At 61.8% G+C, this 13,485-nt stretch carries 10 protein-coding genes and 1 pseudogene; 3 read left to right on the plus strand and 8 right to left on the minus strand.

What is annotated here, in order from left to right; genetic code table 11:
• Window positions 1-8: 8 nt before the first annotated feature.
• From ACODS1_RS21800 to ACODS1_RS21810, 3 genes are read right to left on the minus strand one after another with little or no spacing between them, the layout of a single operon-like run.
• Window positions 9-599: a DUF6160 family protein gene (locus ACODS1_RS21800; RefSeq protein ID WP_489087297.1), complete on the minus strand. Its 591-nt coding sequence runs from the start codon at window positions 597-599 to the stop codon at window positions 9-11.
• The gene (locus ACODS1_RS21805; protein ID WP_489087298.1) at window positions 586-1,656 is read right to left on the minus strand and encodes a hypothetical protein; all 1,071 of its coding nucleotides are present in this window, start codon (window positions 1,654-1,656) and stop codon (window positions 586-588) included. Before ACODS1_RS21805 ends, ACODS1_RS21800 begins: the two co-directional genes overlap by 14 nt.
• Window positions 1,650-2,660, minus strand: coding sequence for a DUF6160 family protein (locus ACODS1_RS21810; protein WP_489087305.1), 1,011 nt, complete (start codon window positions 2,658-2,660; stop codon window positions 1,650-1,652). The genes ACODS1_RS21805 and ACODS1_RS21810 overlap by 7 nt, the downstream gene beginning before the upstream one ends.
• A 275-nt stretch (window positions 2,661-2,935) precedes the next feature.
• On the opposite strand from ACODS1_RS21810, the gene mksB reads away from it, so the two are divergent.
• The 3 genes from mksB (at window position 2,936) to mksF (ending at window position 7,817) form a co-directional block, all read left to right on the plus strand.
• Window positions 2,936-4,177, plus strand: a complete 1,242-nt coding sequence (mksB, locus tag ACODS1_RS21815; protein WP_489087299.1) for an Mks condensin complex protein MksB — start codon at window positions 2,936-2,938, stop codon at window positions 4,175-4,177.
• A gap of 119 nt (window positions 4,178-4,296) precedes the next feature.
• Entirely contained in the window at window positions 4,297-4,989 is a 693-nt protein-coding gene (gene mksE, locus ACODS1_RS21820) for an Mks condensin complex protein MksE (RefSeq protein WP_489087300.1), read from the plus strand.
• Window positions 4,986-7,817, plus strand: a complete 2,832-nt coding sequence (gene mksF / locus ACODS1_RS21825; protein WP_489087301.1) for an Mks condensin complex protein MksF — start codon at window positions 4,986-4,988, stop codon at window positions 7,815-7,817. Before mksE ends, mksF begins: the two co-directional genes overlap by 4 nt.
• Window positions 7,818-7,943: 126 nt before the next feature.
• Here mksF and ACODS1_RS21830 read toward each other — a convergent pair whose 3' ends face one another.
• From ACODS1_RS21830 to ACODS1_RS21850, 5 genes and pseudogenes are all read right to left on the minus strand, one after another.
• A complete protein-coding gene (locus ACODS1_RS21830) occupies window positions 7,944-10,247 on the minus strand; it encodes a PqiB family protein (RefSeq protein WP_489087302.1) in 2,304 nt (767 codons plus the stop codon).
• Window positions 10,240-10,857, minus strand: coding sequence for a paraquat-inducible protein A (locus ACODS1_RS21835; RefSeq protein ID WP_489087303.1), 618 nt, complete (start codon window positions 10,855-10,857; stop codon window positions 10,240-10,242). The genes ACODS1_RS21830 and ACODS1_RS21835 overlap by 8 nt, the downstream gene beginning before the upstream one ends.
• Window positions 10,844-11,503: a paraquat-inducible protein A gene (locus tag ACODS1_RS21840; protein ID WP_489087304.1), complete on the minus strand. Its 660-nt coding sequence runs from the start codon at window positions 11,501-11,503 to the stop codon at window positions 10,844-10,846. The genes ACODS1_RS21835 and ACODS1_RS21840 overlap by 14 nt, the downstream gene beginning before the upstream one ends.
• A 104-nt stretch (window positions 11,504-11,607) precedes the next feature.
• Window positions 11,608-12,450, minus strand: a complete 843-nt coding sequence (locus ACODS1_RS21845) for a methyl-accepting chemotaxis protein (protein WP_416340232.1) — start codon at window positions 12,448-12,450, stop codon at window positions 11,608-11,610.
• A gap of 12 nt (window positions 12,451-12,462) precedes the next feature.
• Window positions 12,463-13,284, minus strand: a pseudogene (locus ACODS1_RS21850) (cache domain-containing protein); the annotation flags it as partial.
• Window positions 13,285-13,485 lie beyond the last annotated feature (201 nt).

Raw genomic sequence — 13,485 nt, forward strand, 5'->3', positions numbered from 1 at the left:
TGGGCTCCTCAGGGCGTCGGGAAGACCAGCACGCTGCCCTGCATGCGCACGCTGCCGTCGATCTTGGCCGAGAAGAGCGTGGTCTGCTGATAGCTCGGATCACCGCCCGCGGCCGTGCTCAGCGCCTTGTTCTTCCAACCGCCCTGGCTGGCCACGGCAAAGGTGAGGTTGCCGTCCTTGAAGCGCACCTGGCTGGGCAGGCCAATGGCCAGCACCTCACGCTCGCCATTGGCAGCGGTCAGCGAGCGGGTGTCCAGGGTCAGGCCCTCGAAGCTGAAGATGCCCTTGATATTGTCCAGCACGTACCAGCCGGACGTGGCCCCGGTGCGCACGGCCACACGCATGCCGCAGCTCTCGGGCGTAGCGGCGCCGGCCAGGGCGCAACTGCGCTGATTGGCCGTCCACTGCGCCGGATTGTTCGTGGTCGGCGTATCCCAGAGCACGCCACCGTTCTTGTTGATGCTGAACTCACCGGACAGGTACACGCCACCCTGCCCGCTCATCTGGCTGAGGTCGCCATCATCCATCGGCTGCAGCTCGGCCAGCGCCAGCGCCGGCAACAGCGCCAGCAGGACGGCTGCCGCGTTAGCGCAAGTCATAGCTGCTCACCTTGAGGTAGTTGAAGCTCAGCCCGGAAATCTCGTTGCGCCCGAAGTTGTAGCCCCCGGTCGGCAAGGCGGTGGCGCTGCTGCGCACACCGCCGACGTTGAGGTTCTCGAAGACCAGATTGGTGCGTGGCGCATTGGCGTAAAAATCACTGGCCAGTGCCTGCCGTTGCACGGTGGTAGTACCGCTGGCGGTGGGGTTCTGCAGTTCCAGGACGAACTGGCCATCGGCGCTGGAGCGCAGGCGCAAGGGTTGCGACTTGCCGTAGCCCAGAGCGATGTTGGCGTAGCCATTGGTGACATACAGGGTGCGAGCGCCGCGCTGGGCAGCGGTCTCGCCGGTGATATCGCAACTGGCCTGGGCGCAGGACATGATTTCCAGCGTCTTGGCGAAGATATTGATGCGCGCCTCACCGACCAGCTCACCATTGCCGTTCTGCCCGGGATCGCCCCACAGGCGCAGGTAGGAGCCATCCATCACCAGTTGGTGGAAATCCAGCGCCAGCATCTCGGTGCGCCCCGCCGCGACCTGGAAATCGAAGCGCACGCCCAGGTCGGCGCGGCCACTGGGGGCGGTCGAACAGTTCGAGCCGGCCGCCGCATAGCCATCGATACAGGGGTTGCCACCGGCGACCAGGCGCTCGGGGAACTTGAACGACAGCACGGTTATGTTGTTCGGCGTGGTCTGCACCCACTGCCCGTCATCGCGCAGGGTGCGCAATTCCTCGCCCTTGGCCAGTTCCAGCTCGAACGGATGATCGAGACTGCCGATGGTCACCGGATTGAGGTTGCTGCCCTTGTTACTGCCGGCGGCGCCGAGGTAGAGGTTCTTCACCGAGATCGGCACGTTGCGCCCCTGGCCGTCGGTGATGTCGTTGATCACGATCTGCGCGCCGGAACCGTCGAGCAACACCTGGTCGAGCACGAAGCCCAGGCCTTCGCCCTGCACGGCGGACATTTCCTGGTCGCTCAACGGCTCCATGGCCTGGGCAGAGACGCCAAGCCCTGCGAATATCATCAGTGAAAGACTACGACTGATCATGCTCAGCATCCCGAGATGGCGCTACCCAAACAGGTATCCTGACGCGGAATGCCGTTGAGCGCCTGATCGAAATCGAACTTGATACCCGCCACCAGGTTGCCATTGGCATCGCGGTACTTGGGGATATTGAGAAAAGCACCCGCGACGGTATTGATCAGTTCAGAGGTATCCATATCGCGCCACTGCAAGTCTTTGAGTTGCAGCGAGATGAAAACGCCCTTGGCGGCCTGCTCCATACCGGGGGCGCTTACGTTACCGATATTCAGCGATTGGAACTGACTGAGGTTGAAGCAGGTTGCAATGCCGATGATTTGACAACCCTGCGAGGGGAAAGCAGTGAGCAGTCCGCCGAGCAGGTTGCAGTTGGCCACACACTGTACGACCGAGCCGTTTTTCAGCCCGGCCTGACTGGCGCGCACTGAATCAGGCGTCCCATTGCTGACCAGCTCTGCTTCGGAGCGGATGGTGGAGTTCTCGTTCACCGTCGCACCAAGCAGCAGACGCTGAAAGAAATTCGCTTCGTCGAGCAGCGGCTTGGCCTTACCTTCTAAGTCCACTGCGATCTTGCCAGTCAGATGGGAGATGTCACCAGACAACACGCCCTTGGCTTGGCCGAAGCCGATGCGCACGCCTACGACCTGATTGCCCTCATAAGCCAGTTCCAGATAAGGGTCGACAATCTGAAACGGGTTGATGCTGTCGTTGGCACCGACCGTACCCAAGGCGAAGTTGTTAATCAGAATGTCCGAGGGGCGAGTCTCACCGGCCCGTGCATAGCTACCCAGCTCCAACTTCTTGATATTGAGCTGGGTGTCGACCTTGAGTCCAAAGTTGACCCGAGTGTAATTGATCTGTCCGGCCGTGTCGGTGGTCAGGTTGATGAAAGCCTGCCCGGTGATATCCGACAGTTCTCCGTCCTCCAGTTCGACCATCTTGGCCAGAGCCGGGCCGCTCAAAAGCGTGGCGCAGACCAGTGCCAGAGCGTGTTTGGCGAAACGAAAGGACTGGCGCATGGCAAAACCCCTTTTCTTGTAATGGCTGTCGAGCATTCCGACTCGAGTCCTTGTGGCCACTATAGGGACATCAGCGTGCAAGCGGCCCGACCCATAGTCGAGAAAATACCGGCCAACGCATCTTGCGCCAGCCACTCGAGACGCCAGGTGTTACCGCTGGCCCCATCGACGTAACAACTCACCCGGCACCTGCCTCTGATCGATTCGGACTCAAACCCGGCCCACTGCTTGCAGTACAATCTCTCCTTTTCACTTGCCTGGAACCCGGCGCCTCGATGATCGATCCCAAGCGCGTTTTGCGCGCCCTCGCCGAACACTGGACGTTGCTCGAACCGCTCTGCGAGCGTTTCGACGCCGGCACCCTGAGTCTGGTCGAGCTGCGCGGCCAGCTCGCCACGCAGTTGCCAGACGCCACGCCCAGCGACACCACTGCCCTGCTCGACACCTGGATTCGTCTGGACATCCTCGTGCCGGTGGCCAAGAGCCCCAACCGTTTCGAGCTCAATGCGCAGATCCACGACTTTCTCGCCTACCTGCGCCGCGAGCACCGCCTCGGCCTGTGTCTGGAGATCGAAGCCTACCTGCGCCACCTGGAACGCCTGGCTGGCTATATCCAGGACGCCTTCGAGGTGCGCGACGCCAACGACCTGGCGCGCCAACTGCGCCTGCTCGATATGCGCGTGCGCGATGTACTGAAGAAGTTGGCCAACGACGAACAGGCGCTGGTCAGCGTGGCCGACCGGGCCAAGACCAGCGACCGGCAGATTCCCCTGCGCCAACGTTACGCCGAGGTGCTGGCCACCTGGGACGAATACGTCGAGCCGATGATTCAACTGGTCGCCGCCGACGGCGCTTTCGAGCAGGGCGTGCGCCGCGTCGAACAGGTGCTGCTGCGCCTGCTCGGCGATCAACAGCGCCTCGGCCAGTTGGTCGACGACGACCTGCTGCTGCGTACTCACGCGCGCATCCTGGAAATGCAGACCACCGCCCAGCTGACCCTGCGCAAGGCCCGCGAGCTGCTGCTGCCGCTGCGCGAAGAGGCGCGGCGGCACAACGCAGTGACCCGCGGCGCCGCCCTGGCACTGTCGGTGATCCGCAAGAAGGGCATCGACGCCGTGCCGCAGGCAGCCATGCCGCTGTTCACCCGGCCGCAGAGCAACTTCCTCGGTTCGGCCAGCCAGGTCGAGGCCTACGTCTACGCCCTGGCGCGCTTCGAAGCCAAGCCGGCGCATTTCCCCAAGGCCAGTGGCAGCCGCAAGGGCGGCGCGCCCAAGGCACCGAAGACCGCGCGGGAAATGATCGAGCGCTGCGAACAGGCCCTGCCGCTGCCGGATCTGATGACCTGGCTGCTGGAGCAGGAACCGGAAGGCGCCACCGACGAGCTGCTCTACTGGTTCTCGCGCCTGTCGCGTGAAGGCCGCTTCCAGCGCGACCGTCTGGAGCGTCAGACCTACCTGACCCGCGAGCATGAAATCAGCATCAGCTCTTACGCGTTGGTGGGTCGCCCCAGTGCCTGATTTTTACGTAGGGTGGATCGGGGCGCGCAGCCAGCGCCTGCTTTTGTCCACCTTGTTGATTGCCATGCGGTGGACGGATAAAGCGCCGTCCACCCTACGCTTGCCCGTGAGCACGACGTATGAACATTGATTTGAAAGAAATGACCCAGCTCGCGGCGGCCTTCCGCGACCTGTTCAAGGGCTACCACATCTCGCGCAGCGAGCCGGAGTGCTACGCCCAGCTGTCGAGCATGCAGGATCAGTATCGGGCGCTGTTCCGCGCCCTCGGTTTCGAGCTGGTCTGTGATCCGCGCGGCTTCTACTACTTCGTCCCCGAGCAGGTGGCGCCGCAGGTGAACAAAACCGCCCAGCGTCTGGCGCTGTTCACCTTCATTCTGGTCGAGCACCTGGCCGACCAGGGCCGCGATCCGCTTTCCGTGCTCGACGGCGGCAGCATCGGCCGTGACGAGCTGCCGGCGCTGCTGGAGAAGTACCGCGATCTGTTCCTGCAGGCCGAAGTCACCACCGTCGAGGAGCTGGAAGACAAGATCATCCGCCGCCTCATCCAGCTCGGCTTCGCCGAGGACAGCAACGGTGTGTACCGTTTCCTGCCGCCGATGCACCGTTTCCTCGACGTCTGCCTGTCGGTGCAGCATGACCGTGACCTGGCCGCCAGCCTGCACAGCAGTGACCTGCCGCTGCCGGCGCCGGTGCTGCTGGACGATGACGGCGACGCCGATCCGCTCGCAGCCATGGACGTCGAAGAATCCGAGGAAGACGCCCTGGCCCGCGCCATGGCTGAAGAACGCGCCGCACAGGAGATGGACGCATGAGCCAGGAACGCTTCGGCATCCGCCGCTTCGCCCTGCTGAACACCGCCGGCTACAGCCTCGGCCTGTTCCCGCTGGAAAACCCGCTGTCGGTCTACGGCGCCAACAACCTGGGTAAATCCGCCTCGATCAACGCCCTGCAGTTCCCCATCCTGGCGCGCATGTCAGACATGAGCTTCGGCAAGTACAGCCTGGAAGCCTCGCGCAAGTTCTACTTCGCCAGCGACACCAGCTACATCCTCGTCGAAGTCGCCCTGCCCCATGGCCCGCACGTGATCGGCGTGGCCGGTCGCGGCCCGGGGGGCGGCTTCGGCCACCAGTTCTTCGCCTACGCCGGCGAGCTGGATCTGGAGCACTATCAGCAGAACGGCACCTGCCTGCGTCAGCGCGAGCTGTTCAAGAACCTCGGCCAGGCCGGCATCACCGCCTACGAGCTCAAGCCCGACGAACTGCGTCGCCTGCTGGTCGGCGGCCACACCAGCATCCCGCTGGATCTGACCCTGATCCCGCTGCGCTCGACCAGCGAGCAGAGCCTGAAGACCTTCCGCGCGCTGTTCATCAACCTGCTGCACATGCGCGAGATTACCGCCGCCAAGCTCAAGCAGCTGTTCCTCGATGCCTTCGAGCACAGCCTGCGCTCAGGCAGCGTCGACTACATCGCCGCCACCGAGGAAGCCTTCCGCGATGTGCGCCGTATGGAGCAGGACTACCAGGCGCTGGTGACTGCCGGCCCACAGATCGAGGCACTGGCGGCCGGCGTGACTCAACGCGAAGTGCTGCGCGGCAAGCTGCACCGCCTCTCGCCGCTGCTCGACAACCTGCTTGGCACCTGGCACGACTACGCCGATGCGCGCAAGGAAGAACTGGTGATCCAGGCCGAGCATTACCGCAACGAGCAGGATGGCCTGCAGAACGAGCAGCGCGGCGGCACCAGTGAGCTGATGCGCCTGGAGCGTGAGATCAGCGAGATCCAGCGCTGGCTCGGCGAGCTTTCCGTGCTGAAGAACCGCTTCGCCCTGGTCAACGATGCCAAGGTGCTGGAAGAGCAACTGCTCGCCGCCAAGGACGCCCACGACGAACTGGCCGGCGCCCTGGCGCAGTCCCGTCAGTTCTCCAGCGAAGACCTGGACGAGCGTCTGCGCGATCTGGAAAAACGCCTCAAGTCGGTCAAGCAGCAACTCGATCATGCCGACAACAACAGCTACTCGCGCCTGCGCGAGGAATTCAGCCAGGCCGATGTCGATCGCCTGATGCGCTTGTTCAACGGCCAGCTGTTCAGCCTGCCGCTCGGCGAGAAAGGCATCCAGGCCGACGGCGACGATTGGGTCAAGGCGGTCGAAGCGGTGCTGGATCGCTTCAAGGGCGACAACTTCGCCGTGCCGGGCCTGTCCATCGACCTCAGTCATATCGAGCCACCGGCGCTGCAGGCATTGGCCGACCGCGCCGCCCTGCGCGACCAGAAAGATCGCCTGGAGCGCGAGCTCAAGCAGCTCAAGACCCAGCAGTCGGTCGCCGCCGACCGCGCCGCCAGCAAGGCCCAGGCCGAGACGCTGTACCAGGCCGTGCTGGATGCGCAGAAGGCCCTGGAAGACTTCCGCAAGAGCCAGACCCTGGCCGCCGAGGAGCCGCAGAAGCTGGAGCGCCTGGCCGAACTGGAAGGCGCGCAGGACGAACTCAAGCGCGCCAGCGATGCCTTCGCCGAGCGCGTGCAGCAACTGTCCGCCAAGCTGCAACTGGTTGGCCGTCAACTGGCCGATCTGGAAGCCAAGGAACGCACCCTGGAAGACGCCCTGCGTCGCCGCCAGTTGCTGCCGGCCGACCTGCCCTTCGGCACGCCGTTCATGGAGCCTGTGGACGACTCGCTGGACAACCTGCTGCCGCTGCTCAACGACTACCAGGACACCTGGCAGGCACTGCAGCGCATCGACGGCCAGATCGAAGCGCTCTACGCCCAGGTACGCCTCAAGGGCGTGGCCAAGTTCGACAGCGAGGACGACGTCGAACGCCGCCTGCAACTCTTGGTCAACGCCTACGCCCACCGCCAGGACGAGGCACTGACGCTGGCCAAGGCGCGCCGTGCAGCGGTCACCGATATTGCCCGTACCCTGCGCAATATCCGCAGCGACTACGACAACCTGGAACATCAACTGGCGCTGTTCAACCGCGAGATCAACAAGCGCCAGGTCTCCAACCTGCAAAGCTTCCGTATCGTCCTGGCGCCGAATAAGGAAGCCCTGCGCCACATCGATCAGATCATCCACAGCGCCGGCCAGTATGAGGAAGGCGAAACCCTGTCGGTGTTCGACCTGTCGCAATCGGCCGATCAGGATGCCAAGAACGAAGAAGCCAAGGACTACCTGTCGCGCCTGGTCGCCGCTAACGGCAACCAGCTGGGTCTGAAGGATCTGTTCGAACTGGCCTTCGAGATCACCAAGGTGCATGGCCAGCCGATCATCCACACCGACATCGATGGCGCAGCAAGCAACGGCACCACCATGACCATCAAGGCGCTGACCAACATGTACCTGTTGCTGCACCTGATGGATCGCGAACAGGCCGGTCGCGTGCGCCTGCCCTACTACCTCGACGAGGCAGCGGACATCGACGAGCGTAACCAGCAGGCACTGATCGAAACCAGCCTGCAGCTCGGCTTCGTGCCGATCCTGGCCTCGGTGAAGCCGCAGGTCTCGGCCCACGTGGCCATCGACCTGGAAGGCGGCAGCGGCCCCAACGGCATCTACATCGACGAGGCGGATTGGAAGTTCATCAAGCCACGCGAGAATGCCAAGGCTCAAGCGCCTCAGCAGGAAGAAGCCACCGAGCCGGCCTGAACGCATCGTAGCTGAAGCCGCTCCTACGGATACCATGACCGTGGGAGGGGCTTTAGCCGCGAGCTTTTATAGCCGCCAAAATGAAAGGGGCCGCTCACTGCGGCCCCTTTCATTTCTATGACTGTCTTACTGCTCCAGCACGATCTTAGGCGCCCATTGCATCCAGGCTTCCTGCGGCTCGTCGAACAGTGCAAACGTCTGCCCCGGCTGAGCCGGCCCGCCCATCTCCGGGTTGTTCGGCGTGGCGAAGGCGATGCCTCCTTCGAGCAACGCCTCCAGCGACTCGGTACGCACCTTGACGCCCTTGAACAGCCCAGCGTCGACACCGATACCGCTGGCATTCCAGAAGCGGCTGCCCGAGCGTACCAATGGCGCATAGCGCGGCTCGATCAGTACGTGGATCAATACACGATCCGAGGTCGGCCCCAGTTCGAAATCCACCACCTTGCCCACCGGCACTTCGCGGTAGCTGACGATCACACCCGGCTTGATCGACCCCCGACGTGGCGTGCTCAGCACCAGGTGCAAACCCTCCTCGCGCACCGCCTGGTTCGGCGGACTGGCCAGCGCGGTGAATTCGGTACGGCGGGCGCCTTTCTGCGCCGGCAACTGCACTTCCAGGTATTGGCCACTGACCAGCGTGCCGAGGTTCGCGGCCCGCGTCAGGCTCAGCTCCGGCTTCACTACCCAGAACTGCGTCCCCTCACGGGTGATCTGATCGGCTGCCTGGGTGATCCGTACATTCAGGATCACCGTCTGCAGGTCATCGCTCAGGCTCAGATTCTCGACCTTGCCGACCTCCAGCCCCTTGTAGCGCAGCAGTGTGCCGGGTTGCAGGCCATCGCCATCGGCCACGCGGATGGTGATCTGCTTGCCCAGTTGCAAGGCGCTGTCGCGATCCGCATGCAACGCGAAGCGCTGCACCTGACGGTCGGATCTGGCGGCTTGCAGATCCGGCGTCTCAAAGGCAATGCCGCCTGCCAAAAGCGTCTGCAGGGATTCACTTTTGACCTCGACGCCCGACAACCCGCCCTTGAGCGTGATGCCGCTGGCGTTCCAGAACCGCGTGGAAGTGTTCACCAGGTGCACGTAGTCCGGCTCGATGTGCACGCCCAGCACCACCTGGCGGTTATCGCGTCCCAGCTGATAGCTCTGCACCGAGCCCACCTTGATCTGCTTGTAGAGCACTGGACTGCCGACCTCGATGGAGCCCAGTTGATCGGTGAACAGCACCAGGTGAAGGCCTGGCGCCCCCAGATCCAGAGGCGGAGCCTTGCTGCGGGCGACGAAATTGCGTGCCGGCGGATTGCCCTTCTCACCGGGACGTACGGCAATGTAGTTACCCTTGACCAACGCCTCGAGACCGGTGATGCCGGCCAGAGAAATGGAGGGTTTGACCACCCAGAAATCCGTTCCCTCTACCAGGTATTCCTCGGCCTGCGGGTTGATGGTCAGCTCGGCCGTGGCATTTTTCAGATCGCGGTCGACCTTCATGGTTTTCAGCGAGCCTACCTGGATGCCTTTGTACATCACCGGCGTACGGCCTTCCTGCAAGCCTTCGAAGTCGCTGAGCGTAACGACGATCTTGATACCCGCCTGGGCCTCGTCGTAGTTCTCGTAAAGACGAAACGGTAACGCAGGGTCGGTGGGCGGGCTGTCCTTACGGTGCTCGGGCGTGGCGAATGCGATACCCCCGGCGACGATACTGGCTAGCGACTCGCTGCGCAGCTTGAAGCCGGACAGGTCTGCATCGACGCTGATGCCGCTGGCGTTCCAGAAGCGCGTGTGCTTGCGCACCAGATGCGCGTAAGCAGGCTCGATGAACACCTTCACCTCTACTGTGTTCTGGTCATCGCCCAAGGTGTAACTCTTGACCCGCCCGACCTGAATCTGTCGATAGAACACCGGGCTGTCACGATCGAGCGAGCCCAGTCGGTCGGCCTTTAACGTGATGTGCAGCCCCGGAACGTCGTCGCCCATCGGCGGCTCCTGATCCAAGGCGATAAAGCTGCGCGCCGACTCGCCTTCGCCGGGGCTGAAGGTAATGTAGTTGCCGGAAACCAGCGTCTCCAGACCACTGATACCGGCCAGACTGACATTGGGTTTGACCAGCCAGAAACGAGTCTCCTTGCGCAGGAACTGCTCGATTTCCTTGTTCACCTCGACCTGCGCCAACACACCGCGCTTGTCATCCGATGGGTCCAGACTGATGGCCGTTACCTTGCCGACCGCCATGCCCTTGTACATCAGCTCGGTCTTGCCAGCCTGAATGCCTTCCCCGCTGGCAAACACCAACTCCACCTGAATACCGGCTTCGCTGTAGGCACGCCAGGCCAGCCAGCCGCCGATCATCAAGGCGATCAGGGGCAACACCCAAATGGCCGACCAGTTCGAAGCGGGACGCGTCTTGGCCAGAGGAAGGTCAGTCATGATCGGTTTCCGTGTTATCCCAGATAAGGCGAGGGTCGAAAGTCAGTGCAGCCAACATGGTCAGGATCACCACACTGGCGAAGGCGGCAGCACCCGCTCCAGCTTCGATGCTGGCCAGGCTGCCAAAATTAACCACGGCCACCAGAATGGCGATGACGAAGATGTCGAGCATCGACCAGCGGCCGATCCATTCGATGAAGCGGTACATGATGATGCGCTGGCGCGCCGACATCGGCTGATGACGCTGCACCGAATACAGCAGCAGGACGATGCCCACCAACTTGAAGGTGGGCACCAGAATACTGGCAATGAACACCACGGCGGCGATCGGTAGCATACCGTGATGAAGCAACTCGACCACCCCCCCCATGATGGTGGCGGGCGAGCCCTTGCCCAGACTGTTCACCGTCATGATCGGCAACAGGTTGGCCGGGATATAGAGCAGCGCCGAAGTCAGCAGCAAGGCCCAGGTGCGCACCAGGCTGTTCGGTCGGCGCGCATGAACCTGCCCGCCACAACGGCTGCAATACTGGTGCTCGGCCTCAGGCTCCTCGGGATTGAGCTGATGGCACTCGTGGCAAATCAGCAAGCCGGCATCAATCGCACGCATGCACGTCCTCCCCGGAAAGGGCTGCCCAGATCTGGTGTGGTGACATCGTCACCTCCAACCAGACCTGCACCAGCAACAGTGCGACGAAGCAGAACAGACCAACGCCCAGACTAAGGTCAGCGAGATCCATCAGTTTGACCATTGCTACCAGAATGCCCATCAGATAGACCTCGAGCATTCCCCACTCGCGTAGGTGATGGTAGATCCGGTACAGCAACAAGCCGTAACTACGCCCCAAATCCAGACGGATACTCAGCAATACCAGCAACTGGCACAACAGCTTGAGCAACGGCACGGCCATACTGCAGAGGAACACCACCACGGCAATGCCTTGCATGCCGCTCTCATACAGACCGAGTACACCACTCCAGACGGTGTCCTGCGAGCGTTGACCCAGCAGGTTCAGTTGCATGATTGGCAAAAAGTTGGCGGGCACGTAGAGCAGTAAAGCCGTCAGCACCAACGCCAGGCTACGCCTGACCACATGGTGACGGTGACTGAAGAGCTCATAACCACAACGTGGGCATTGCGCGCTTTCTCCATCCTTCAGGTGAGGCTTGCGCATCACCAAATCGCACTCGTGGCAGGCGACGAGCGCGCTTATCGGCAGCGAGGACAATGAGATGTCATGGGGCGATTCGGCCATGGAGCCTCCACACGGGGAGGCCCATTCTAACCGAGCGCAGGACTCTCAGAGAGGCCTGGCGTATATATCGGAGCGTTGCCCTGAACATCAGGGCCAGCGACGGCTCAGACCTTGAAGCGACGGATCAACTGATCCAGTTCACGCGTCAGGCGATCCAGATCGCGACTCATGTCATTGTTCTGCGCGGTCATGCTCTGCGTCTCGCTGATATGACGCGAGATCTGCGCAACGCTCTGGTTCACCTCAGCCCCGATGCTCGACTGCTCTTCGGCTGCCGTCGCGATCTGATTGTTCATACCGGTAATATCCGAGACCGCCTGGCTCACGCCAGCCAGGATCTGCCCCGTGCCGTTGGCCTTGGCCACCGCTGCCTCGCTACCCTTGAGGCTACCCTGCATGGTCGCCACAGCAGCACGCGCACCTTGTTGCAACTGACTGATCTTGGCTTGGATTTCTTGCGTGCTCTGCTGAGTACGAGAAGCCAGCGAACGCACTTCGTCAGCGACGACAGCAAAGCCTCGTCCCTGCTCACCCGCACGAGCGGCTTCGATCGCTGCGTTCAATGCCAACAGATTGGTCTGCTCTGCGATGGCGCGGATCACATCGAGAATGGAGCCGATGGACTCCACATCGTTGCCAAGCGTCTGGATATCCTCGGCTGCCTTCTCGATATCACCGGCCAGGCCACTGATCGCCTCGATGGTCTCGTCGACGTTGAGCTGCATGGCACGGGCCTGATCATCGGTATCACGCGTGAGCTGAGCGGCACTTTGCGCCGATTCGGCGACGTTGTGGGTCGCGAGGGCCATCTGATCCATCGCATGGGTGACATGCTCGGCATCGGCGGTTTGCCGCACCAGAGCATCGGCGGCTTGCTGGGTACTGAGACGCAGTTGCTCGTTACGCTCCTGAAGAGCATGCACACAACGTGTCAGCTCCAGAATCATGTCACGGATCTTGCCGACAAAAAGGTTGAAGGCACCGGCCATCGAAGCCGTTTCTTCGTTGCCATCGACAGGCAGAAGATGAGCCAGGTCACCCTCCTCCGAAGCCAGCAGTTGCAAACTGCTCGTAAGCTGACGTATCGGCCTCACGATCGACGCGGCCACCCATACAGCCACACCCGCCAGGACGGACAAGAGAACAGCCAGGGTCAACCACTGCTTCAGGCGCAACTCATCCAGCGCTTTTTGCTGCTGCTTCAACTGATCATTGATCAGCGTGTCGACGCCATCGATATAAAAGCCTGCGCCTACCGTCCAACCCCACTTCTCCAGATAACGGGAGTAGGACAGCTTCGGATAGGAGGTCGTGTCGCTACCGGGTCTCGGAAAGTAGTACGTAACGAAATCACCACCGCGCTTGGCCGCAGCTATGAGCTCGCGAATCAGGTAAGTGCCCTGGGTATCCTGCAGATCCCAGAAGTTCTTGCCCTCGTCTTTTCCGGCAAGAAAGATACGGTCGCCCTTGTCGTTGTACCCGAAGAAATAGCCTTCAGCACCGTAGCGCAACTCACGCAAGCGATCCGCCGCTTGCTTTATGACTTCGGGTGTTTGCGCATCGGGGCTGTCGTAGAGCGGCTTGATCGCGGCAAAGGCGATATCCAGGTAGCTCAGCAGCTCGTCCTTGCGCGTTTTCAGCAAGGTCTGCCGCGTCTCCTCGAGCGTGCGTTCGCTCAGTGATTGCTGTTCGGAGAACGCCAATAACTGCACGACGAGCGCAGTAAGAAAGGCAGGGATAAGGGATAACAGCAGGACTTTATTGCGAATATTCCATTTCATATCACACCCCTGACTATTGGATTTATGGCGCCAATATATCTTCTGCGCCAGGATAAATCCTTAACAAGAGAAGGGGATAATGTAGAAATAATCATCCGATATGCAGTCCTGACCCAACCTGCTTTCCGCATTCATTTTCCGCCGCGCAAAGAAGAAACCCCAGACCGCTAGGCGATCTGGGGTTTCGTATAGGAGCTTGAC

The sequence above is a fragment of the Pseudomonas sp. FG29 genome (assembly GCF_057809355.1).